The sequence below is a fragment of the Galbibacter sp. BG1 genome, from assembly GCF_013391805.1.
Lineage (GTDB): Bacteria > Bacteroidota > Bacteroidia > Flavobacteriales > Flavobacteriaceae > Galbibacter.
Map to the genome: position 1 here is coordinate 1,757,310 of NZ_CP058364.1, position 24,661 is coordinate 1,781,970.

General features: G+C 36.9%; 23 protein-coding genes and 1 CRISPR repeat array. Of the genes, 18 read left to right on the forward strand and 5 right to left on the reverse strand.

The genetic code is table 11. The features are described from left to right. Positions 1–3 precede the first annotated feature (3 nt). The 10 genes from HX109_RS07760 (at position 4) to tsaB (ending at position 8,716) form a co-directional block, all read left to right on the forward strand. Positions 4–669 (forward strand): hypothetical protein, encoded by a 666-nt coding sequence (locus HX109_RS07760; protein ID WP_178950837.1) that lies wholly within the window; start codon positions 4–6, stop codon positions 667–669. Beyond that, positions 659–1,342, forward strand: coding sequence for an SCO family protein (locus HX109_RS07765; protein ID WP_178950838.1), 684 nt, complete (start codon positions 659–661; stop codon positions 1,340–1,342). Before HX109_RS07760 ends, HX109_RS07765 begins: the two co-directional genes overlap by 11 nt. Next, entirely contained in the window at positions 1,342–1,872 is a 531-nt protein-coding gene (locus HX109_RS07770; RefSeq protein ID WP_178950840.1) for a DUF420 domain-containing protein, read from the forward strand. The genes HX109_RS07765 and HX109_RS07770 overlap by 1 nt, the downstream gene beginning before the upstream one ends. A gap of 10 nt (positions 1,873–1,882) precedes the next feature. Next, a complete protein-coding gene (locus HX109_RS07775; RefSeq protein WP_178950842.1) occupies positions 1,883–2,095 on the forward strand; it encodes a hypothetical protein in 213 nt (70 codons plus the stop codon). Positions 2,096–2,258: 163 nt separating this feature from the next. After that, complete coding sequence (locus HX109_RS07780) at positions 2,259–2,963, forward strand: ABC transporter ATP-binding protein (RefSeq protein ID WP_178950844.1); 705 nt, start codon at positions 2,259–2,261, stop codon at positions 2,961–2,963. Continuing rightward, positions 2,953–4,182 (forward strand): ABC transporter permease, encoded by a 1,230-nt coding sequence (locus tag HX109_RS07785; RefSeq protein WP_178950846.1) that lies wholly within the window; start codon positions 2,953–2,955, stop codon positions 4,180–4,182. Before HX109_RS07780 ends, HX109_RS07785 begins: the two co-directional genes overlap by 11 nt. 2 nt (positions 4,183–4,184) lie before the next feature. Further along, entirely contained in the window at positions 4,185–5,441 is a 1,257-nt protein-coding gene (locus tag HX109_RS07790; protein ID WP_178950848.1) for an ABC transporter permease, read from the forward strand. 91 nt (positions 5,442–5,532) lie between these two features. Next, positions 5,533–6,654: an efflux RND transporter periplasmic adaptor subunit gene (locus tag HX109_RS07795; protein WP_178950850.1), complete on the forward strand. Its 1,122-nt coding sequence runs from the start codon at positions 5,533–5,535 to the stop codon at positions 6,652–6,654. A 28-nt stretch (positions 6,655–6,682) separates the two neighbouring features. Beyond that, on the forward strand, positions 6,683–8,032 hold the full coding sequence (locus HX109_RS07800) for a TolC family protein (protein WP_178950852.1): 1,350 nt from the start codon (positions 6,683–6,685) through the stop codon (positions 8,030–8,032). Between the two features lie 21 nt (positions 8,033–8,053). Beyond that, the gene (gene tsaB, locus HX109_RS07805; RefSeq protein ID WP_178950854.1) at positions 8,054–8,716 is read left to right on the forward strand and encodes a tRNA (adenosine(37)-N6)-threonylcarbamoyltransferase complex dimerization subunit type 1 TsaB; all 663 of its coding nucleotides are present in this window, start codon (positions 8,054–8,056) and stop codon (positions 8,714–8,716) included. On the opposite strand, the gene HX109_RS07810 is transcribed toward tsaB, so the two are convergent. Both HX109_RS07810 and HX109_RS07815 read right to left on the reverse strand, forming a co-directional pair. After that, positions 8,713–9,546, reverse strand: coding sequence for a mechanosensitive ion channel family protein (locus tag HX109_RS07810; RefSeq protein ID WP_178950856.1), 834 nt, complete (start codon positions 9,544–9,546; stop codon positions 8,713–8,715). The genes tsaB and HX109_RS07810 overlap by 4 nt on opposite strands. A gap of 148 nt (positions 9,547–9,694) precedes the next feature. Further along, positions 9,695–9,895, reverse strand: coding sequence for a dodecin family protein (locus HX109_RS07815; RefSeq protein WP_178950857.1), 201 nt, complete (start codon positions 9,893–9,895; stop codon positions 9,695–9,697). A 280-nt stretch (positions 9,896–10,175) separates the two neighbouring features. On the opposite strand from HX109_RS07815, the gene HX109_RS07820 reads away from it, so the two are divergent. After that, a complete protein-coding gene (locus tag HX109_RS07820) occupies positions 10,176–12,443 on the forward strand; it encodes an inorganic phosphate transporter (RefSeq protein ID WP_178950859.1) in 2,268 nt (755 codons plus the stop codon). A gap of 164 nt (positions 12,444–12,607) precedes the next feature. Beyond that, positions 12,608–14,434 (forward strand): family 43 glycosylhydrolase, encoded by a 1,827-nt coding sequence (locus HX109_RS07825; RefSeq protein WP_178950861.1) that lies wholly within the window; start codon positions 12,608–12,610, stop codon positions 14,432–14,434. 66 nt (positions 14,435–14,500) lie between these two features. Here HX109_RS07825 and HX109_RS07830 read toward each other — a convergent pair whose 3' ends face one another. Beyond that, the gene (locus tag HX109_RS07830; protein ID WP_178950863.1) at positions 14,501–15,418 is read right to left on the reverse strand and encodes a NifU family protein; all 918 of its coding nucleotides are present in this window, start codon (positions 15,416–15,418) and stop codon (positions 14,501–14,503) included. A gap of 85 nt (positions 15,419–15,503) precedes the next feature. Here HX109_RS07830 and HX109_RS07835 point away from each other — a divergent pair, with 85 nt between their 5' ends. From HX109_RS07835 to HX109_RS07855, 5 genes are all read left to right on the forward strand, one after another. Next, positions 15,504–16,499 carry a type IX secretion system membrane protein PorP/SprF gene (locus HX109_RS07835; protein WP_178950865.1) on the forward strand — a complete coding sequence of 332 codons (996 nt, stop codon included), beginning with the start codon at positions 15,504–15,506 and terminating at the stop codon, positions 16,497–16,499. Positions 16,500–16,534: 35 nt separating this feature from the next. Further along, positions 16,535–17,050: a gamma carbonic anhydrase family protein gene (locus HX109_RS07840; RefSeq protein WP_178950867.1), complete on the forward strand. Its 516-nt coding sequence runs from the start codon at positions 16,535–16,537 to the stop codon at positions 17,048–17,050. A 54-nt stretch (positions 17,051–17,104) separates the two neighbouring features. Beyond that, the gene (gene fabD / locus HX109_RS07845; RefSeq protein ID WP_178950869.1) at positions 17,105–17,980 is read left to right on the forward strand and encodes an ACP S-malonyltransferase; all 876 of its coding nucleotides are present in this window, start codon (positions 17,105–17,107) and stop codon (positions 17,978–17,980) included. 136 nt (positions 17,981–18,116) lie between these two features. Further along, the gene (locus HX109_RS07850; RefSeq protein WP_178950871.1) at positions 18,117–18,278 is read left to right on the forward strand and encodes a DUF1328 domain-containing protein; all 162 of its coding nucleotides are present in this window, start codon (positions 18,117–18,119) and stop codon (positions 18,276–18,278) included. Positions 18,279–18,308: 30 nt separating this feature from the next. Then, a complete protein-coding gene (locus HX109_RS07855) occupies positions 18,309–18,494 on the forward strand; it encodes a hypothetical protein (RefSeq protein WP_178950873.1) in 186 nt (61 codons plus the stop codon). Positions 18,495–18,556: 62 nt separating this feature from the next. On the opposite strand, the gene HX109_RS16315 is transcribed toward HX109_RS07855, so the two are convergent. Further along, positions 18,557–18,748 carry a hypothetical protein gene (locus HX109_RS16315; protein WP_255462831.1) on the reverse strand — a complete coding sequence of 64 codons (192 nt, stop codon included), beginning with the start codon at positions 18,746–18,748 and terminating at the stop codon, positions 18,557–18,559. 544 nt (positions 18,749–19,292) lie between these two features. Between HX109_RS16315 and HX109_RS07860 the strand changes: the two genes are divergently transcribed. Continuing rightward, positions 19,293–20,906 (forward strand): sulfatase, encoded by a 1,614-nt coding sequence (locus HX109_RS07860; RefSeq protein ID WP_220399483.1) that lies wholly within the window; start codon positions 19,293–19,295, stop codon positions 20,904–20,906. Between the two features lie 267 nt (positions 20,907–21,173). Further along, a CRISPR array of direct repeats spans positions 21,174–24,103; the repeat unit is 46 nt; unit sequence GTTGTGAATTGCTTTCAGTTCTGTAATTTTATAGAGGATTCACAGG. A 107-nt stretch (positions 24,104–24,210) separates the two neighbouring features. On the opposite strand, the gene cas2 is transcribed toward HX109_RS07860, so the two are convergent. Beyond that, positions 24,211–24,558, reverse strand: a complete 348-nt coding sequence (gene cas2, locus HX109_RS07865; RefSeq protein ID WP_178950875.1) for a CRISPR-associated endonuclease Cas2 — start codon at positions 24,556–24,558, stop codon at positions 24,211–24,213. Positions 24,559–24,661: the final 103 nt, after the last annotated feature.

Below are 24,661 nucleotides of genomic sequence, written 5' to 3' on the forward strand. Positions count from 1 at the left end.
TAGATGAAGAAATATATTGTTCTTGGAGTGTTGTTTATACTTCCTATTGTGGTTTACTTGTTTTTCGCTTCCGGAGTGAACAATTTTGGTAAATTACCGGTGCTTACCGAGAATGTCGATGCAGGGTCTAGCTTAGGAACTTCCTTAGATGATAAAATTACAGTTCTTGGTTTTTTGGGAGGTGATATCGATGCCAGAAAATTAAACGCTTTCAACCTTAATCAAAAAATATACAAACGTTTTAACGGTTTCGAGGATTTTCAGTTTGTTATGGTAGTCCCTAGGGGTACCGAGACAGCAGTAGAAGAATTGAAGAAGGAACTGAGCAAACTTGCGGATGTCTCCAATTGGAAGTTTGTCTTTGCGCCGGAAAACGATATCATTACCTTGTTTACCAATTTAAATACTCCCTTTTCTTTAGATGAAAAGCTTTATAGTCCTTATGTTTTTATTGTGGACAAAAAAGGTGACTTAAGAGGCCGATTAAAGGACGATGATACCAAGCGCGAATTATTTGGGTACGATGCGACTTCCGTGGCGGTATTGAACAATAAAATGATTGATGATATGAAAGTTCTTTTGGCAGAATATCGATTGGCTGTTAAAGACAATGGAGTTACCAGAAGGGATTCTTACCTAAAGTATAATACAGAAAAAGATGAAGAGTAAATCGTATATAGTAATTGGTTTTGTGGTGTTGGTTTTCGGTATTATTTTCATTCCAGAGATCGTAGACCGCATAAGTAGTGGTTCTGTAGTAGATCAGGATAGACATTCCATAGGTGCTAAAAAAGTTACAGCAGACGATCTGCTGAAAATGGGGCAAGTGCCTTCGTTTAAATTTGTGGATCAGAACAACGATACTATTTCCAATAAAGATTACGAAGGGAAGGTGTTTGTAGTGGAGTTTTTCTTTACTACCTGCCCTTCTATCTGTCCGATTATGAATGCGAACATGATAAAGTTGCAAAACCGTTTTAAAGGAAACGAAGATTTTGGTATTGCTTCTTTTACAATCAACCCCGAGTACGATACACCTGAAGTTTTAAAAAAATATGCTGATGAATACGGAGTTACCAATCCGAATTGGCATCTTATGACCGGCGATATGTCTCAAGTATATAAACTATCCAATACAGGTTTCAACTTATATGCTGAAGAAAATGAAAATGTAAATGGCGGTTTCGAGCATAGCGGATTATTTGCATTGGTTGATAGGGAAGGCTATATCCGTTCCCGTCCCGATGAATTTGGAAATCCTATAGTGTACTATGATGGTACTACAGATGAAGGAGTAAAAATGATAGCAGAAGATATTGCAGCTTTATTAAATAAAGAATAATGAACGAAATTACCTCAGAAGAAAAAAAATATAATAAATGGATTGTAGTGCTTTCCATTGCTATTCCAGTGGCGGTGGCAGCCCTTTTCGGAATTAAATTGCCCAATGTAGAGCCACTTCGTTTTCTTCCACCTATTTACGCTACTATAAACGGACTCACCGCTGTACTATTAGTTGCAGCAGTAATCGCCGTTAAGAACAAAAAATTAGTACTTCACGAGCGGTTAATGAAAACCTGTATTGCATTGTCAGCTGCCTTTTTAGTAATGTATGTTGCTTACCACATGACATCCGATTCTACTGTTTATGGTGGTGAAGGTTTTGTGAAATACATTTATTATTTTATTTTGATAACACACATAGTCTTATCCATAGGAATCATTCCATTAGTGCTTATAACTTTTGTGAGAGCATTGGCTAAACGATTTGATAAGCACCGAAAAATTGCGAGAATTACATTCCCGTTGTGGTTGTATGTTGCAGTAACCGGTGTAATTGTGTACCTTATGATATCCCCCTATTACGCTTAAATTGTATACTATGAAGTATCGCAACATTTTATTGTTACTCATCGGTTTTTTAATATTACCGGATATTTTGCATGCCCAATGCGCCATGTGTCGGGCTGTATTGGAAACAGGTGAAGGGCAAGAGGTTGCAGAAGGAATTAATAACGGGATCGTTTATTTAATGGCGGTACCTTATGTGCTTATTGCAGTTCTTGGATACTTTATATTTAAAAGAATGAAATAAGAATTGACGCGAAGCTTTAGGGTTTTGTAAAAAAATTAACATTTATTTCACATTTTAAGCGTAACGAATCTACATTCGAGAAGTCTTATACGTGTAATCCATTGCTAGTTTATGTAATTACTGCAATGAATTGCCAAGCTAATATCATAGAAAACTAACCATCATGATAGAAATAAAAGACCTTCATAAGTCTTATCACATGGGAAGCAACAGTCTTCACGTGTTAAAAGGGATCAATTTTTCAGTAGAAGAAGGGGAATTAGTGGCAATAATGGGATCCTCTGGTTCTGGAAAGTCAACCTTGCTTAACATTCTTGGGATGCTCGATAATTTAGATGAAGGGGAATATCTTCTTGATGGTGTACCTATTAAAAATCTAAGCGAAACCAAAGCGGCCAATTATCGGAACAAATTCCTAGGTTTCATTTTTCAATCCTTCAATCTTATAAATTACAAAACAGCTTGGGAAAACGTGGCACTACCACTCTATTATCAAGGTGTTAATAGAAAAGAACGCAAGGAAAAAGCAGTAAGGTATTTGGAGTCGGTTGGTCTAGGGCCATGGGTTGAACACTTGCCCAGTGAACTTTCTGGGGGACAAAAACAACGTGTTGCCATTGCAAGGGCATTGGCTGCAGAACCTAAGGTAATGCTAGCCGATGAGCCCACTGGGGCGCTCGATAGTAAAACCTCGCATGAGGTTATGGATCTTATTCAGAAGATAAACGATCAAGGAAAAACTATATTGGTGGTTACCCACGAAGAGGATATCGCACAGATGTGTAAACGTATTGTGCATTTAAAAGATGGTGTTATTGTAGAAGATAGCTTTATTAATCAAGTAAGAGTAACGCCACATGTTCAGTAGGGATCTTTGGTCAGAAATATTTCACAGCATTAAAAGCAATAAGCTTAGAACCTTTCTTACTGGTTTTTCGGTAGCATGGGGGATCTTTATTTTGGTACTGCTCTTGGCTTCCGTAGACGGCATGAAAAATGGTTTCACGAAACAGTTTAACGATGATGCCACCAATTCCATTTTTATATACCCCGGTTCTACAACCAAACCTTATGGTGGTTTTGAGGCCGGGAGAAGAATCCAATTCGACAATGAAGACCTAGATTATATCCGTAAAAGTTTTGTAGGTTATTATGAGTATCTTACTCCTAGGTTTACAAAAAGCGTCACTGCTCGGGTTGGCAACGAGACCGGAACCTACTCGGCAAGATCGGTAAATCCCGATCATCAACAAATTGAACGTACTGTTATAGATAAAGGACGCTACATTAACGAAAATGATATAAAAAACACCTTAAAGGTAGTTGTCGTTGGTAAAGTTGTTGCCGATGAGTTGTTTAAAAAGGAAGAAGCCGTTGGGCAGAATATTATTCTAAATGATCTTTCGTATAAAGTGATCGGTGTTTTTTCTGATGATGGAAACGAAAGGGAAGAGCGCAATATGTACGTGCCAGTTACTACTTTCCAAAGGCTGTACGGGAACACCAATCAGATCGATCAAATTGCTTTAACCTACAATCCAGAATTCAATTTTGCGGAAGCCATAAATTTTTCCGATAATCTCGAAACTATTTTAAAGAGAAGATTGGTTATTGATCCCGACGATCAAGGGGCCATTTACATGAATAATTACGCTGAAGGATTTTCAGACGTTTCCAACTTTACCACCATGCTTTCAGTAATAAGCATAGGCATTGGGATGCTTATTTTAATTGCTGGAATTGTTGGGATTGGTAATATTTTGGTATTCATTATAAAAGAACGCACCAAAGAAATTGGTATTAGAAAAGCTTTAGGGGCAAAACCATTCGACGTAATTAAACTGGTTCTGTTGGAATCGGTATTTATTACCTCAATTTCTGGATTGATCGGGATGATATTTGCCATGGCCATAGTAGGCCTTATATCACCTATTGTAGATGCACCGGCATTTTCCAATCCTTCCGTAGATACGGTAACTGTGGTTACTTCCACTGTAGTATTAATTGTTGCAGGGGTATTGGCGGGCCTAATCCCGGCGATAAAAGCAGCAAAAGTTAAACCAATTGTAGCACTAAGAGCCGATTAACTATGGGAATATTCGATAGAGACCTTTGGAGTGAAGTTTTTAGTACGCTCAGTAAAAATTTGCTGAGAACGTTCTTAACCACCCTTGGTGTTATTTTTGCGATTCTGATCTTAATACTTCTTTTGGGTGCTACCAATGGAATGTCTAATGGATTCAACAAAATTTTTGCAGGTACGGCCACTAACAGTATGTTTATGTGGACACAGTCTACCTCCATGCCATACAAGGGCTTTGAACGGGGCAGGGAAATAGATTTTACTTTGGAAGATGTAGAATTGATTAAAAGGCAGGTTTCTGAAGTAGATATAATCTCTCCACGTATTCAACTTGGGGATTTTGGTGAAACTTCTACGGTATACCGTGAAGGGAGGTCCAGCGGTTCTGGGGTTTATGGTGACTACCCAAGTATCGATTTGGTTTCAAAAAAGCGAATTGTGGAGGGGAGGTTTATCAACCAAAATGATATTGAAGCGGCCAAAAAAGTATGTGTAATAGGGGTAGATGCATATAAGCTCCTTTTTGATAAAGGTGAAAACGCCATTGGCAAATCAATTCAAATTAATGGTATTTATTTTTCTGTAGTGGGAATTTTCAAGAAGAATGACAACATTAATTTTGAAGGTGAAAATGCGGTTTTTGTTCCTTTTACCACTTTTCAGAAAGCATTTAATAGTGGAAATAAAATTGGTTGGATGGCCATTCTGGTAGATCCCGATAAGCAGGTAGCTACTGCAGAGAAAAAAATTAAAACACTTTTAAAACAAAAATATAACATTCACCCAGATGATGTTAGGGCCATTGGTTCTTTCGATTTTTCAGAAATATTTAAAGGGATTAGTGCCTTTACATTTGTATTACAGGGCTTTTCGTTCTTTGTAGGTATTTTCACCCTGCTGGCAGGAGTTATTGCAGTGAGTAATATTTTGTTGATTACCGTTAAAGAGCGTACCAACGAAATTGGGGTGAGACGGGCGCTCGGGGCAACCCCAAAGATAATCAAGCGTCAAATTATATTAGAATCTATTGTACTTACAAGCTTTGCAGGCTTGGTAGGTTTCGTTATATCGGTGGCAGTGCTGCACTTTTTGGATTATAAGTTTGGAGGATCAGACGAGTTTCCCTTTGTAAATCCAACTGTAAGCATCCCACAAATCTTGTTTTCATTCATCCTGATGATAGGCTTGAGTATGTTGATAGGATTGATACCTGCAAATAGGGCTGTGAAAATTAAACCAATAGAAGCATTAAGAGAAGAATAAACTAAACAACTATGAAACGCCTAATGAAAATTAGGTTCCGGTAGAATGGCATTGTCACTATTCAATCAGGAAAAATCAAAATCCTAAAAAGATGAAAAAAATTTTAAAGTACGTTTTAATTGCAATAGGAGTAATATTAGTTCTATATGCTGTAGTAAGAGTTTTAAAAACAAACAGTAAACCTGCAGTTACCTTTAAAACGGAAACGGCAACAGAGGAAACCATTACCAATAAAGTGATTGCGACCGGGAAAGTAATTCCAGAGGACGAGGTATTAATAAAGCCTCAAATTTCTGGGATTATCGAGTCCATAAATGTAGAAGAAGGTGTGAAATTAAAATCTGGCGATCTTATTGCAAAAATTAAAGTGGTACCCAATGAGCAGGCTTTGGTAAGTGCTAGAGGACGCGTGAGCAATGCTGAAATAGCTTTGAGTAATGCAAAGATAGAGTACGACAGAAATAAACAGTTATTCGATAAAGGTGTGGTTGCAAGTCAAGATTTTTTGGCAATTGAATTACGCTACAATCAAGCGAAACAGGAACTTGAAAATGCGAGAAACGATTATCAAATAATTCGTGTAGGTTCCGCTGGAGGATCCGCTACTGCAAATACCAACATTCGTGCTACGGTAGATGGAACCGTATTGGAAATTCCGGTTAAAGAAGGAGATCAAGTTATTGAAGCGAATAATTTTAATGATGGTACCACCATCGCTACCATCGCCGATATGTCTAAAATGATTTTCGAAGGAAAAGTGGATGAGGCAGAGGTAGATAAGTTAAAAATAGGGCAACCTATTACCATAAAATTAGGAGCGGTTCAAGATCAGGAATTCGATGCAAAACTTAAATTTATTGCCCCAAAAGGAGTAGAAGACCAAGGAGCGGTACAATTTACTATTGAAGCCGATTTAGCATTACCAGAAGATGTTTTTATAAGAGCCGGATACAGCGCCAATGCTTCTATAATTTTAGAAAAGAAAGAAAATGTATTGGCTATAAAAGAAGCTTTTCTTCAGTTTGATAAGGAAACCGAGGAGCCTTATGTAGAAGTAATGACCGGGGAAAATGAATATGAGCGCCGTGATGTAGAGTTGGGGGTTTCCGATGGAATAAACGTAGAAATTCTTTCGGGTATTACCAAAGAAGATAAAATTAAGGTTTGGAATAAAACTGAATCTGCAGATGACGATAAGAAAGGAGATGACTAATAATTGGGATTTAATTAAAATGAGCTGTATGAAGTTTAAAATATTAGTTATAGCAATTTTTGCGGGAGTTTCCGTTTTTGCTCAGGAAACCGAAGAAAAAAAAGTTTGGACTTTAGAGGAGTGTGTGCGCTATGCTGAAGAAAACAACTTGACCATTCAACAGGTAGAGTTGGATTTGGAGAATGCCAAAATTGATAAATCAGATGCTATTGGGAGTTTTATCCCCGATTTAAACGCATCGCTTAGAGCTTCTGGAAACTCTGGTTTAACCATCGACCCGACAACCAATAACTTTACAAATACAAATATATTTACCGCTTCGGGAGACGTAACATCAACGTTAACGCTATTTGATGGACTGCGTAATTTTCATCGCTTGAACCGTGCTAAATTGAATGCCATTGCTACACAATATCAGGCAGATGATATTCGGGACGATATCCGTTTGGCTGTGGCCAACGCTTATCTGCAAATATTATCAAACAGGGAGACTTTAAAAGTTCTTAAGGCTCAATATAGAGCCACTCAGCAGGATTTGGATCGAACAGTAGAATTGGTAGATAACGGCGTATTGCCCAAAGGTGATTTGTTGGAAATTCAAGCCACGGCTGCCAATCAAGAACAGCAAATTGTAAATGCTGAAAACAATATTTTAATATCCAGAATAAGTTTGGCACAATTGCTTCAGATTAGCGATTACGAAAATTTTGATGTGGTAGATGAAGGATATGTTATTCCAGATGATGCTGTGTTAAGTGTTTCTTCCGATGAGATTTTTCAAAAAGCCCTTACTTTTAGAAATGATATTAAAGCGTCCAATGCCAACGTAGAATTGGCACAAAAAGACTTAGAAATTGCAAAAGGTGCCAGGTATCCATCTTTAGATGCGTTTATAAATTACAATACGAGATATTCCGATCAGAACAGAGATCCTATTACGGGCGATTTAATCGGTTTTAAGGATCAGTTGTGGATCTACGATGGTATATCTTACGGGGCACAGATTAGTATTCCTGTTTTAAACGGTTTTAATGTTAAAAACAATATTAAAAGGAATCAAATAAATGTAGAACGTGCCAAGCTGCAGCTAAAGCAAGATAAACTCGATTTAGAGACCGATGTTAACCAAGCCTATGTAGATGTAAAAGGCTCTTTTAAGAGTTACGAAGCCGCTGGTAAAACGGTAGAAGCAAGGAGATTGGCGTACGATTATGCTAAGGAACGCTACAATGTAGGGTTAATGAATAGTTTCGACTTTAGTCAGGCACAGGCCAGACTCGACGATGCAGAAGCTACATTGGTTAGAACTAAATACGACTTTATTTTCAGGTTGAAAGTGCTTAAATTTTATTACGGAATTCCTTTGGAAGAGTGGTAAAATAGCTGGTATTTTTGCAGTATGGCAATAATCTTAAATATAGAAACAGCAACTACCAATTGCTCGGTAAGTGTTTCCCGAGATGGAAAAGTACTTTCTTTAAAGGAAATTAATGATGGTGGGTATTCTCATGCAGAGAATTTACATGTTTTTATAAAGGAAGCCCTAGCAGAAGCTGGGCAGCCAAATTTAGACGCTGTGGCCGTAAGCATGGGCCCTGGCTCTTACACAGGGTTGAGAATTGGGGTTTCTACCGCCAAAGGTTTGTGTTACGCCTGGGAAAAGCCTTTAATCTCGGTTCCTACCCTTTCAATATTGGCTGGGAAATTGGCAACTAAAGATTTTGTAGTTCCATTGTTGGATGCCCGAAGAATGGAAGTCTATTCCGCCGTGTTTAAAGACGGTAAGCAACTACGGGACACCAAAGCTGAAATTATAACTGACAACGCTTTCGAAAAATTTTTAAACCAAGGAAAAGTAAATTTTATTGGTGATGGCGCCGAAAAATGTAAAGAGGTAATTGTACATAAAAACGCCGTGTTTTCTACTGAAATTGAGTTTCCTTCTGCGAAAGAAATGGCCTTTTTGGCTCATGAAAAATATAAAATAGGCGACTTTGAAGATGTCGCCTATTTTGAACCTTATTATTTAAAAGACTTTGTGACTACAAAGCCTAAAACTTAAGCCTGTTTTTGTATTTCCACTTGATGTGGGTAAGGAATTTCAATGCCTGCTGCATCAAATCTCTTTTTCATTTCTTCCATTACATACCAACGGCAGTCCCAAAAATCTTCGTTGGTAGCCCAGTATCTCAACGATAAATTCACAGAACTATCGGCAAGTGCCTCTACCATCACCTGTGGTGCAGGATCTTTTAAAATTTTATCGTTGTCGTTAACAATTTCCATTAGAACGTCTTTAGCTTTCTTAATGTCTGAATCGTAACTTATTCCGGCGGTAATTTTTTCCCTCCTCGTTGGCTCTGCGCTATAATTTACAATGTTGTCATTTGAGAGCTTTCCGTTTGGAATGATGGCCTGCTGATTCCCAAAAGTGTTTAAAATTGTGTTTACAATTCCTATTTCCTTTACCGTTCCAGAAAGACCTTGTGCCTCGATGAAATCACCAACTTTAAAAGGTTTAAAAATCAATAAAAGCACCCCGCCTGCAAAATTCGCCAAAGAACCTTGAAGGGCAAGACCAACGGCCAAACCTACGGAAGCTAACACGGCAGCAAGGGAAGTAGTTTCGATCCCCAGTGTGCCCAAAATAATAACTATGAGCAATACTTTAAACCCCCAGTATAACAAGCTGGATAAGAATTCCCGGACGCTAAGGTCGTATTCCCTGCGTGCCATTACCTTATCCACTAGTTTAGTAATTCTACTGAAAATAAATGATCCTATAATCCAAATTAAAATGGCGGCAACTACCTTTGGGCCATATTCCATGACCAATTCGATTGCTTGATTCGCCCATTTTTCTGACTGTGTTAAAACTTCTTCTGTTTCCATATAGTATTTTGTTTTTCTCAAAATTAGAAGCATTTAAAGAAAATCAAAAATTTTAGATTCCTTTATTTATGCTTTTTAGTTATTATTCATAAAAAAACTGTTCAATAGTAAAGGCTATTAAACAGTAGTATTCTTAATTCAAAAATTGTTAATCGAGTTCGAAAGTAATTTTTACATTCACTCGGTAATTGTCTATTTCGCCGTTTTTTACTGTCGCACTTTGCTCATTAACGTAAACCGATTTTATGTTTTTAACCGATTTTGACGCTTTTTGGATTGCTGTTTTTGTGGCGTCTTCCCAGCTTTTACTGGAATTAGCCAATACTTCAATTACTTTTAAAACTGCCATAATATTTATTTTTTTGATGTTAATTAGTCGTTATCTTTAAAGATAGTGGAATTTCTGCAAAACATGAAATTTGAGAGGCTAACTATTACGTTAATAAAGAGTTATTTCTTCTTAGGTAATGTTTTCGTAACTTTAAATTAACACTTTTATAGTTTTCTTGATGGATTTTTGCTAGCAGTCTTAAAGCCAAAAAAAAGGTTTAAGTCATGTTTTAAAAGCCGATGCAAGCTTTTAGATGCAAAAAAAAGGAATTAAGCTTCACTAGTGAGCAAGATAATTTATGGAACAATTTTATATTTTATTATTAGCGGCCTTATTTGTTTTAGCCGTTATCGATTTAACCGTAGGCGTAAGTAACGACGCCGTAAACTTTTTAAATTCTGCCGTAGGTTCTAAAGCAGCTTCCTTAAGGACCATTCTCTTAATAGCCAGTATCGGTGTTGCAGTAGGAGCAATATTTTCCTCTGGCCTTATGGAAGTGGCCCGAAAGGGGATTTTTAATCCGGGGCAATTTTATTTTGATGAAATCATGATCATTTTCATTTCGGTGATGATTACAGATGTATTGCTTTTAGATTTGTTTAATTCCCTAGAGTTGCCAACTTCTACTACTGTTTCCATTGTTTTTGAATTGCTTGGAGCTTCAGTGGCTATATCAATTTTAAAAATTTTGGAAGCCGACGATTCCATGGCTACCTTGGCGAATTACATAAACAGTGATAAAGCCATTGAAATTATTTTGGGTATTTTGTTATCGGTAGTTATCGCTTTTACGGTCGGTGCTTTTGTTCAATGGATCTCCCGGTTAATTTTTTCATTTCAATTTGAAAAGCGAATGAAATATGTTGGCGGTATTTTTGGGGGAGTAGCAATTACTTCGATAACTTACTTTATCTTGATAAAAGGAATAAAAGGGGTTACTGTTATTCCGGCATCGTTTTTAGAGTTTGTAGACAATAACAAACTTTTAATTGTATTGGGTTGCTTTGTGTTTTTTACCCTTATGTCGCAAATTTTAATACAATTCACAAAATACAGCGTATTAAAAATAATTATCCTTGTAGGGACTTTTGCGTTGGCTTTAGCCTTTGCAGGAAATGATTTGGTAAACTTTATTGGTGTTCCTATTGCTGCCTTTCAATCTTTCGAGTTATGGCAAGGGGCATATGAGGCTACTGGAGTTTTACCCAGCGATTTTGCTATGAACAGTCTGTCTGGGCAAGTGGAAACACCAACCTATTTGCTGGTGTTTGCTGGAATGGTTATGGTAGTTACACTTTGGTTGTCTAAAAAGGCCCGATCTGTAATGTATACCGAAATTAACTTGGCAAGAAGCGGTGAGGGGCATGAAAAGTTTGAACCGAATTTTCTTTCCCGATTGGTAGTAAGAAGTACCGTGAGTTTGAACGAAGCGATCTCATATGTTATTCCAAACAATATTCAGTCTAAAATAGAAGCTAGGTTTTCCAAACCTTCAGAAAAAAAAGCCAAAAGAAATAGCGAGGAACCTGCATTCGATATGGTGAGGGCATCGGTAAATTTAATGGTGGCCAGTATTTTAATTTCCATGGCCACATCCCTAAAACTTCCTTTGTCGACTACCTATGTATCTTTTATGGTGGCTATGGGAACATCCCTTTCCGATAAAGCATGGGGAAGGGAAAGTGCGGTTTATAGGGTAGCTGGGGTTTTTAACGTTATCGGCGGATGGTTTGTAACCGCTGTGGTTGCGTTTATTGCGGCAGCAATTTTTTCTACCATCATTTTTTACGGGGAAGGATGGGCGATAATTATCCTTTTAATAGTTGCGGTAGTTTTACTGATAAGAAGCTTTGTGACTTACCGGAAAAAGCAAAGGGAATTGGATGGTGAGGAAAAGATAGACAGAACCTCTTTGATTACCATTAATGAGATAATCACCGACAGTTCCGATAATATTTCCGGAGTAATCAAAAGAATCAGTAAGATCTATAGCGATGTTGTGGATAATTTGGGGCTTCAGGATCTGGCGAAGCTTAAAAAATCTAAAAAACAGTTGAAAAAACTCGATGATGAAGTGGAAACTTTAAAGAGTGATATTTTCTATTTTATCAAGTCGCTGGATGAAAGTTCAGTGGAAGCCAGTAAGTTTTATATTCTTACGCTGGACAATCTTCAAGATATGCTACAATCTATAGGCTATATCGGGAAGAACAGTTATTCGCATGTGAATAACAACCATAAAAATTTAAAATTCAATCAGATACGTGATTTAAAGCGCATTAATAATCAATTGGAAGAACTTTTCAATAGAATAATAAAGGACTTCGAATCTCAGAGTTTTTCAGATATAGCCTCAATTATTGAAGATAAGAAAGAACTGTTGGATCACGTTTCTAATCTGATTCAGAAACAAATTGAACGTATTAGAAGTACAGAAACAAGCCCCAAAAACACAAAGTTGTATTTCGGACTCCTACTGGAGACAAAAGACTTAATTACGGCAACCATAAATCTACTTACCCTTTTTGATGAATTTCAGGAAAACTATAAACGGATCAAAAAATAATGGACATTCTTATATGAAAACTCATTTTACTGTGAAATTTTTAGGTTGAAAAAGTTAAAAAGAAGCCATTTTCTTTTATGATGTATTAGTGATGTAGCGTATTTCTTGTGCCATATCTTGGGTTTTGACTAGTTTCGGGATTTATCCATATAAATTTTTTTGGTATGATTTTAAGCAGTAAAACATCTCAACGATTACTATTTTCATTATTGGTATTTGTTACCTTTCTTCAGTTAAATGCACAAGAAACCCTTTCAAAAAAAGACTACAAAACGTACTGTAACCCCATAGATCTGGATTATACATACATGTCTCATTATCGAGGTAGGAGCGATGTTTCTTACCGTTCTGGGGCAGATCCCGCCATAGTGAATTTTAAGGGTAAGTATTATATGTTTGTGACCCGATCGCATGGTTATTGGGTATCTTCGGATATGAGCTCGTGGAAATTTATAAAACCCCAAGGTTGGTATTTTAATGGGAGCAATGCACCTGCAGCGGCCGTTAGAAATGGCAAAATTTTAGTGTTGGGAGATCCATCTGGCCGCGGGGCAGTAATAGAAACCGATAATCCGGAGTTAGGCGATTGGAAAACGAATTATGCGGTTATAAACGTTCCCAACGGAGTGCAGGATCCAGATCTTTTTGTGGATGATGACAATAGAGTGTATTTATATGAGGAGTCTTCCAACAAGTGGCCAATCCATGGCGTGGAGTTGGATACTGCAAACTATTATATTCCTATAGGGGAACAAAAAGATTTATTCAATTTAGAGCCAGAAAAACATGGCTGGGAACGTTTTGGTCAAGATCATAAATCGGAAATTAAACCTTTTATCGAAGGCCCTTGGATGGTAAAACACGGCGATACTTACTATTTGGAATATGGTGCTCCTGGTACGCAATGGAATGTTTATGCCGACGGTGTTTACACCAGTAAGAGTCCGCTTGGGCCTTTTACTTATGCGCCATACAATCCCATCTCCTATAAGCCTGGTGGTTTTTTAAAAGGTTCTGGGCATGGAAGCACGGTAAAAGATAATAATGGTAATTATTGGCATTTTTCTACCATGGCCATTTCTGTTAACTATAAGTTTGAAAGAAGACTCGGGATGTACCCTGCCGGTTTTGAGGAAAACGGACAAATGTTTGTGAATACAGCTTATGGAGACTATCCCCAATATTTACCCGGTACTGAGGTAAAAGACCATAAAGAACGCTTTACGGGCTGGATGTTGCTTTCCTACAATAAACCCGTTAGTACCAATTCTGCTATAGTGGAAGGCGAAAGTAAAGTGGTAGACGAAAGCGAGAAAGGATATATGCAAGAGCAGATAAAGGGATATGAAATTGAAAAGATCAATGATGAAGAAATAAGGTCTTATTGGGTATCTGCCGCAAACAACGATTCTATTTATGTTCAAATGGATTTAGAAAAGCCAATGGATGTAAAAGCAATCCAGATCAACTTTCAAGATTACAAAAGCAACGTTTTTGGTAAACCTGATACCCTAAAACAACGTTTTACTATCGAAGCATCTTTGGATGGTAAAAAGTGGAAAACCATTGCCGATTATTCCAAAAACAATAGGGATATGCCCCATGGTTATATTGAGCTTTCAAATCCGGTGGAAGCACAATATATTAAATACAACCATGTATATTGTACTAATGAATATTTAGCGATCTCAGAGCTTAGGGTATTCGGTAACGGAAAAGAAAAAAATCCAAAAACGCCAAAAGATTTTTCGGCAGAACGTCAAGAAGATAGAAGAAACACCTTATTAACCTGGAAAAAGGTTAAGGATGCGACAGGGTATGTGATTTACTGGGGGATTTCTAAAGACAAATTAAACCTTTCTGCACTGATGTACGGAGAACCTGATTATGAATTAAGGGCTCTAAATACCGATCAGGGATATTATTATCAGGTGGAGGCGTTTAATGAAAATGGAATTTCCAAAAAGAGCAAAATTTTATATACTGAATAAGTAACTACAAAAGGCCTGAAAAATCACGATTTTCCAGGCCTTTTTTTCAGTTATGCTTTTTTGGGTTTACCCGTTAATAGCAACGACTTCGTTTACTTTCCCTTCCAACATACTTTTTAGCATGTTTTCTATTCCGTTCTTCAGTGTAAATGTAGAAGATGGACAACCACTGCATGCTCCTTGAAGTATAACACTTACTGTTTTAGAGTTTTCATCATACGATTGAAACAAAATATTACCACCATCACTCGCAACGGCTGGTTTTACATATTCTTCTAATATATCAATAATTTCTTTGGACGTATCGTCCAAGTTTTCGGTGTCTACACTTTTATTATTGGTTGTGGCGGTTTGTGCATTTGGAGACGAAGCTGCTGCAGCATCCAAAACAATCTCTTTGCCTTCTTCAATATATTTTCTAATATATTCTCTTAACTCCACAACAATATCGTCCCATTCGGCGATGTCGTATTTTAAAATGGAGATGTAATTCTCATCAATAAATACTTCCTTTACAAAAGGAAAATGAAAAAGACCGCTGGCAAGAGGCGAGTTTTTAGCTTCTTCAATATTTTTAAATTCGTAGGTAGAAAGCACAAGTTTTTTATTGCATACAAACTTTAAAGCAGCCGGGTTGGGAGTGCTTTCGGCGTATACGGTCACTGGTACTTTAGAAGGTGTGTTTTCATCCTCGATAATTACGGGCTCTCCAGAATTTAAATAATTTTCAATTTGTTCTGCAACTTCATTTTGAACATCTGGCCACTCCACGATGTCGTATCTTTCCACTGCTACAAAATTTCCCGAGATATATACAGTTTTGGTAAAAGGAAGGTAAAAAAGCTGCTTCGCTAAGGGTGAATTTTTAGCTTCATCTACATTTTTAAACTCGTAATTTTGCTTCCGGGTTAAAAATTTATTGGCTTCAAATTTAACGATTGCCGGGCGGTTGGTAGGCTGTATTTTTATTTTAAAGGATTCCATTTCATCTAATTTATGGCAAAATTACGAAACATAAGCCATCTTTTAATATATTTGGAGGCATAACCTACTAATTTAAAATACGCTAATGGCTTTTTTCGCTAGATTTGGTGCTTTTGTACTATTGGTTCTTTCCCTTGCTAATACTTATGCCCAAGAGGGTATTCCTGTATATTTCGATTATTTATCAGATAATTATTATTTAATCCATCCTTCCATGGCCGGTGTAAGCCAGGGCGGCAAAATTCGTCTCACAGCTAGAAAACAATGGTTCGATGTGGAACGAGCCCCTGCTTTGCAAACTATGAGTGCAAATGTTAGGGTGGGTGAGAAAAGTGGAGTTGGAGCGATTTTGTTCAACGACCGAAATGGATATCATTCGCAAACTGGAATGAAGCTTACTTATGCACATCATCTAACGTTATCTGATTATAGGGACGGAGTAAATCAACTTTCTTTTGGTCTTAATGTTGGCTTTCTTCAAAGTAGATTGGACGAATCGGAATTTGTGTCTATTATTCCAGACCCAATTATTACTGGAACAAGTAACAATGTAAATTACTTTAATATCGATGCAGGGATGTCTTATAACTTTTTAGAGTTTTATGCACATTTCACGGTGCGTAATCTGCTAGGAAGTGGAAGGGATCTCTATTCTGCGGAAGAAATTGATAACCTTAGGCGTTATTTGTTTTCTGCCGGGTATGTGTTTGGTAAGAACCTCTGGCAGGTAGAACCATCTTTTCTTTTGCAATTTGCGGAATATACCGAAGAATCTTCGGTGGATTTAAACGCGAAAGTATATAGGGAGCTTGATTTTGGCACTGTATGGGGCGGATTGTCCTATCGAAGAAGCTTCGACGGAGCACAATATGAAATAGGTGGAGGTACTACTTCACAAAAACTTCAATTGGTCACACCGTTTATTGGCGTTAACCTCAAGCATTTTATGTTCTCTTACAATTACTCTTATCAACAAGGGGATATCCGCTTTGATGAAGGCGGATTTCATCAAATAACCATTGGTTACGATTTCGGTCAAGGAGAGAAGCGATATAATTGTAAATGCCCTGCGGTAAATTAATGTGCTAACGTTACCTTTGTGTAAACGAAGGGAATATGATAGTAAAAGGAGTTAACGGAAAACATCCGTCTTTTGGGAAAGACATTTTTCTTGCTGAAAACGCCACCGTTGTCGGCGATGTAGAAATGGGCGACTATTGCAGTGTATGGTTTAATGCTGTAGTGCGAGGCGATGTGCATTACATAAAAATTGGCAACAAAGTAAATATTCAAGACGGGGCCGTAATTCATTGTACCTATAAAAAATACCCTACCACTATTGGCAATAATGTATCTATTGGTCATAATGCCATCGTTCATGGTTGTACCATACAGGATAACGTGCTTATTGGTATGGGAAGCATCGTTATGGATAATTGTGTGGTAGAAAGCAACGCCATTATAGCCGCTGGGGCAGTGGTAACCCAGAATACCAGGGTGGAATCAGGCGCTATTTATGCGGGGGTTCCCGCTAAGAAAGTAAAAGATATCAGTGAAGATCTCAGTAAGAATGAAGTGGAGCGCATTGCAAATAGTTATGTAACCTACGCATCTTGGTTTAAAGGAGATTAATTTTCAAAAACAATATAATTTCTATTTTTGCTAAAAACAGAAAAACATTTAGTTATGAATGCATATATTTTTCCTGGACAGGGAGCACAATTTGTAGGAATGGGTTTGGATTTATACGAAAAATCGGACCTTGCCAAAAAGTTATTTGAAGAAGCGAACGATATTTTAGGCTTTTCCATTACCGACATTATGTTTAAAGGAACGGCCGAAGATTTAAAACAAACCAAAGTTACACAACCAGCGGTGTTTTTACATTCGGTTATTTTAAGCAAGGTGTTGGGTGGTAGTTTCAATCCAGATATGGTAGCAGGACATTCTTTGGGAGAGCTTTCTGCATTGGTAGCAAACGAAACCTTAAGTTTCGAAGACGGTCTCCAATTGGTTTCCAGAAGAGCTTTGGCTATGCAGAAGGCCTGCGAGATTACTCCAAGTACCATGGCCGCAGTTTTAGGTTTGGAAGATGCTGTGGTGGAGCAGGTTTGTGAGGAGACAGAAGGAATCGTTGTGGCGGCAAATTACAATTGCCCAGGGCAGTTGGTTATTTCTGGAGAAGTGGAAGCTATTAATAAGGCCTGCGAAACGCTTAAAGAAAGAGGAGCTAAGAGAGCATTGGTATTGCCGGTAGGGGGTGCGTTCCATTCCCCGCTAATGGAACCGGCAAGAGAAGAATTGGCTGCCGCTATAGAACAGACTTCATTCAATAAGCCTGTTTGTCCTATTTATCAAAATGTAACCACTACCGCTGTTACAAGTCCAGATGAGATTAAGAAGAATTTAATGGCACAGTTAACGGCACCTGTAAAATGGACACAAAGTGTACAAAATATGGTTAAAGATGGCGCTATTCTTTTCACCGAAGTTGGTCCTGGTAAAGTGCTCCAAGGTTTGGTTAAGAAGATACATAGGGAAGCAGAGGTAACCTCGGCTTAAGGAATTCTTGATTCGAAGCTAATTTTCGTGATGGGTTAACAGCGAATTAACAATTCTAGTTAAATTTGTTTAAATTGTTAAGATTCAATGTTTTTAATATGTATCTTAGGGTTATAACCAAAAAATCTTAAAACATATGTTACGTTGGACAATCATTTTTTTAATAATTGCTATAATAGCTGCAGTATTTGGATTCGGTGGAATTGCCGGAGCTTCTGCAGGGATAGCTAAAATTCTATTTTTCATTTTTGTAGTTTTATTTTTAATTACATTAATAAGTAGAATTGCCAAAAGATAAATAACACTTTAACCATTAAATTTAAACAAGATGAAAAAGATATTCTTAACAATGGCCTTGGTGTTTACATTAGGGGCATTCACGACAAGTTGTAAAGAAAAGAAAGATACACCTGCTGAACAAGTAGAAGAGGCTGCTGAAGACGTAGGGGACGATATCGAGGAAGGTGCCGAAGAAGTTGAAGATGAAATCGACGATATGTCTGATGACAATTAATATAATAAAGAAGCCGCGTTTTAAAACGCGGCTTCTTTATTAAAATATATCAAATAAATATTTTAAGCGGTTAAATTACAATCTTCACAATCCTTAATTTTACCATAATAAGTCTCTCTATATTTGTGAATAGTCTTCATAGGTAAACCCAATAAATGCTTTTTAATGTAAGTAACTCTTACATTAATACTACCCATTTTTTTACTATACCTTTTTTCTAATTTTGTTTTTCTTCTAATCTTTATAAATGCCATAATGTCTATTTGCACTACAAATATCGTAAATATAGTCTTTAAAGTCAAATAGTTATAAATTATGCTTTTGATATTACTAAAGGAAAAATCTATAGTAGGTGCTTGTGTTATTTGTTTTTATAATTGATTTAAGCGATTATATCAGTCAATTTTTGGGTGGATAAAGCAATCTACAATGGAAAATCTTTAATAATTTGTAGATGTGATAATGTGGGTAAGAATCAATTGAGGGATTCTTTTTCTTTAAAAAATAAAAAATAATTAAAATTGAAAATATGAAACAGTCAACAATATTTGGAATTGCATCAGCTATTTTTAGAAAGAGAAAATATAAAATTATTTTTGTTGGAATTCAACTTTTGGTTCTGGCCTATCAAATAATTAAAAAGAAAGACGAACCTAAACGGTTGAATAGTTGATAAGAAGAAGCCGAGATAACTACTGAGGAGAAAAATGTTATAAAAGTAGTTGCTTGAAGTGCTTTTGGGAATAAAGAATCGGATTATCATCTTTTTAATTAATTTTATATTTTTAATTAGATTTTATGAAGATTTTCTTTTCAATAGCCATAAATAAGCTATCAGTCCTTTTGTTATTTACTTCTTTTTTCTTGGGATGTAATATTAAAAAGTCCAATTCATTTCTGAAAAATCCCGAAAGACCGAACATTGTCCTCATACTTGCCGACGATTTGGGGATTCACGATCTAAGTGTAGCAGGGAGTAATTATTACGAAACACCAAATATTGATAGAATAGCCAATGAGGGAACCGTTTTTACCCAAGGGTATGCTTCCAGTAGGGTTTGTAGTCCGTCAAGGGCGAGTATTATGCTTGGAAAATCTACAGCAAGACATGGAATTACCGATTGGATTGGTGCCGCCTCTGGAGAGAACTGGAGAAAGCACAAAAGAAATAATAAACTGCTTCCTGCCGAATACGTTCACGCTCTTCCAGAGAAGGATGTGACGCCTCCTGAAGCTCTAATAACCGGTGGATACACCACCTTTTTTGCTGGAAAATGGCATTTGGGAGATGAGCCTGCGAATCCAGAGAATAACGGTTTCGATGTAAATAAAGGAGGATGGGAAGTAGGGAGTCCTAAAGGGGGATACTTTTCTCCATGGAACAATCCTAAGCTACCCAATGAAACACCGGGTGAAAACCTTTCCATGAGATTGGCTAAAGAGACCAGTAAATTTATAGAAGGAAATAAAGATAAGCCGTTCTTTGTAATGCTGTCTTTTTATGCCGTTCATGGCCCCATACAAACTTCAGAAGAGAGATGGAATAAATATCGCGACAAGGCTGAAATCCAAGGAATAAAAGATAATGGTTTTAAAATGGAACGTGTGCTGCCAATCCGTACCGAGCAGGATAACCCTGTGTATGCTGGTCTTATTGAACAAATGGATGATGCTGTTGGTGTAGTTCTTCAGAAGTTGAAAGAATTGGGACTAGACGAGAATACTATTGTTGTGTTTACTTCCGATAACGGAGGAGTAGCTTCTGGTGATTCCTTTTCTACTTCCAATCTTCCATTAAGAGGAGGAAAAGGATATCAGTGGGGAGGTGGTATTCGCGAGCCTTATTTTATTAAAGTTCCTTATGTAAAAGACGCCCCAAAAACAGTAGATGTTCCAGTAACGGGTGCCGATTTCTACCCAACATTAATTGATTTTGCCGGATTGGAAGCATTACCGAACCAAACACAGGATGGTATTAGCCTAAAGCCGCTTTTTGAAAAAGGGAACGTGAACGAAAGACCGTTGTTCTGGCACTATCCACACTATGGGAACCAAGGGGGAGAGCCGAGCTCCATAATCAGAAAAGGAGATTATAAGTTAATTCATTATTACGAAGATGGGAGTAACGAACTTTATAATCTAATACAAGATCCTGCAGAACAAAATAACATAGCTGCTGATGAAAAAGACCGAGTACAGGATTTGGAGAAAGAGCTTATGTCTTATCTAGAAAGCGTTAATGCCAATATGCCGACTAAAGAACCTCAATTTGATGAAGAACTCGCCAAAGAAATCCATAAAAATAGAAAGGAAAAGTTGATGCCTAGATTGGAGAAAGAGCGTTTGGAGTTATTATCAAAAGATTATAGTCCAAATCCTACTTGGTGGGACAGTAAGTTAACTGGGGATTAACTCAAAACTAATAAAAAAACCTCTGCAAAACTTATATTTTGCAGAGGCTAAAAGTACTCGAGGTGGTAGTTCGAGTATATTTAAAAGTTCAATTCTAATGTGGCTTTCAAACCATGTTTTTTGGAGTGCGCCCGAATTAACTATTTTAACTATTTTTTAACTTTGCACTCCCTAGAATTTGGGTGGGAGTGCTGTCATTTACTTGTTTTTAAAGGTTTACTTTTAGTTAGGATTTGCAGCTATATTTATTATTTGCAAATTTGGAGAGTTGCGAATTGCTTTCAGTTCTGTAATTTTATAGAGGATTCACAGGAGTAAGCATAACGAAAGATTTAAGATATGTGTTGTGAATTGCTTTCAGTTCTGTAATTTTATAGAGGATTCACAGGTTAACTACAAAAACAGATAACGTTACTTTAGTTGTGAATTGCTTTCAGTTCTGTAATTTTATAGAGGATTCACAGGTTACGCCTAATTGCGCAGGCTGTGTTTTTAGTTGTGAATTGCTTTCAGTTCTGTAATTTTATAGAGGATTCACAGGATAAAAGAAAGATTCCCTTAGCTCATGCTCGTTGTGAATTGCTTTCAGTTCTGTAATTTTATAGAGGATTCACAGGTTACGCCTAATTGCGCAGGCTGTGTTTTTAGTTGTGAATTGCTTTCAGTTCTGTAATTTTATAGAGGATTCACAGGCCGTTCTACTTCACAATGTATAGTTGAACTGTTGTGAATTGCTTTCAGTTCTGTAATTTTATAGAGGATTCACAGGCTGAAATGAATGATGATGGAACAGGAACCAGTTGTGAATTGCTTTCAGTTCTGTAATTTTATAGAGGATTCACAGGTGAACTTAGTAAACAAAACAATACTAAGTCGTTGTGAATTGCTTTCAGTTCTGTAATTTTATAGAGGATTCACAGGTATTTCCTTTGGAACTGAACGCCCTTCATTGTTGTGAATTGCTTTCAGTTCTGTAATTTTATAGAGGATTCACAGGTTTCTGCTTATTCACGTTTTTATCTCGTTCGTTGTGAATTGCTTTCAGTTCTGTAATTTTATAGAGGATTCACAGGATCTCGAAGGTAAATCTGGTTTTCTGTTTAGTTGTGAATTGCTTTCAGTTCTGTAATTTTATAGAGGATTCACAGGAAGAAATTAATACTAAAGCAAGAACTTGACGTTGTGAATTGCTTTCAGTTCTGTAATTTTATAGAGGATTCACAGGTACAACATCACCGTTACCTGCAATTATTATGTTGTGAATTGCTTTCAGTTCTGTAATTTTATAGAGGATTCACAGGTTTGGTTGGTAAGGGAGCGTAACCGTTTGGGTTGTGAATTGCTTTCAGTTCTGTAATTTTATAGAGGATTCACAGGAACGACGACAAAGTACGTGTTACCTTTATCGTTGTGAATTGCTTTCAGTTCTGTAATTTTATAGAGGATTCACAGGATCGAGTTGTTAAGTAATGCTTAATAACTGGTTGTGAATTGCTTTCAGTTCTGTAATTTTATAGAGGATTCACAGGTCCGGTCTGGATTTCTATCCCCCACATTCTGTTGTGAATTGCTTTCAGTTCTGTAATTTTATAGAGGATTCACAGGATACCATCAACAAAGTATTTCGAGGATTATGTTGTGAATTGCTTTCAGTTCTGTAATTTTATAGAGGATTCACAGGAGAAACGATAGTCTTAATATGCTATGTACTGTTGTGAATTGCTTTCAGTTCTGTAATTTTATAGAGGATTCACAGGGTCATGGCGGAAATGTAGCTTCCGAACTTGGTTGTGAATTGCTTTCAGTTCTGTAATTTTATAGAGGATTCACAGGGGAATTACATTCTTTACAAGAGTCTACCAGTTGTGAATTGCTTTCAGTTCTGTAATTTTATAGAGGATTCACAGGGGCATAAAGATTTTCAAGCTGGACACTATTGTTGTGAATTGCTTTCAGTTCTGTAATTTTATAGAGGATTCACAGGATCAGCTATCAAAAGGAGTTGATAGTAAAAGTTGTGAATTGCTTTCAGTTCTGTAATTTTATAGAGGATTCACAGGCATAATTAAAACATACACAAGACATTATGAGTTGTGAATTGCTTTCAGTTCTGTAATTTTATAGAGGATTCACAGGGAGCCAACCTATACAAATTTGGAACATTCCGTTGTGAATTGCTTTCAGTTCTGTAATTTTATAGAGGATTCACAGGGGCATAAAGATTTTCAAGCTGGACACTATTGTTGTGAATTGCTTTCAGTTCTGTAATTTTATAGAGGATTCACAGGATCAGCTATCAAAAGGAGTTGATAGTAAAAGTTGTGAATTGCTTTCAGTTCTGTAATTTTATAGAGGATTCACAGGCATAATTAAAACATACACAAGACATTATGAGTTGTGAATTGCTTTCAGTTCTGTAATTTTATAGAGGATTCACAGGGAGCCAACCTATACAAATTTGGAACATTCCGTTGTGAATTGCTTTCAGTTCTGTAATTTTATAGAGGATTCACAGGAGATGAAGACTATTATAAAATATTATACCAGTTGTGAATTGCTTTCAGTTCTGTAATTTTATAGAGGATTCACAGGTAGGCAGTATAAAAGTTGAAAATCTACCAGGTTGTGAATTGCTTTCAGTTCTGTAATTTTATAGAGGATTCACAGGCCAGTACTGCTCCTCCTTAGGCAAATCACTGTTGTGAATTGCTTTCAGTTCTGTAATTTTATAGAGGATTCACAGGTAAATTACCCTGTATGCTTGTTTGTGTGCTGTTGTGAATTGCTTTCAGTTCTGTAATTTTATAGAGGATTCACAGGAAAATACTGAATTAGTTACAAGAAAAGAGTGTTGTGAATTGCTTTCAGTTCTGTAATTTTATAGAGGATTCACAGGCGAAGAAAGGTTATTTTGTTGATTTTGTTGTTGTGAATTGCTTTCAGTTCTGTAATTTTATAGAGGATTCACAGGATACGATGGCCTTACTGTTGGAGCATATTAGTTGTGAATTGCTTTCAGTTCTGTAATTTTATAGAGGATTCACAGGTTTTCTTTCCGAAGTATCCATCGCATACAGTTGTGAATTGCTTTCAGTTCTGTAATTTTATAGAGGATTCACAGGAAAAGTGTTATCTACTTGTGTCCTGGAGTGTTGTGAATTGCTTTCAGTTCTGTAATTTTATAGAGGATTCACAGGATACTTTCCGTAAATGGCTGGTATCCTGTTTTTTATGTGTTTGGCCAGAATTAAAAAACAAAGCTAAAAAATAGAGAGCGTAATAAGCTAGGAACCAGTTTTTTAATTTAAAAAAGTTCCAATTGTTGGTTAGGAGGTTCGGGTTCTATTTCTTTTTGACCGTGAAAAAGTTCCATCATGCCAAATTGTTTGTCGGTTATTTGCATAATACATACTTTTCCCTTCTTGGGCAGGGCATTTTTGGTACGTTTTATATGTACAGCCGCATTTTCCCTACTGGCACAAAAACGCATATAGATACTGAACTGGAACATGGCAAAACCATCGTTCAGCAAATTCTTGCGAAAACGCGAGGCTACTTTCCGTTCGGTGATGGTTTCTGTTGGCAAGTCAAAAAATACCAGTACCCACATGCTTCTGTATTGATTTAATCGTGAAAATCTGTTATCATCCATTCCTTCAAATTTTCAGTCAGATAGGTTTAAATTTCACCTTTATAAGTTCATAGAATGCTTTATTGCTATCAGGTCGATCCTGTCTTTGTCGCCCAGACAGAGT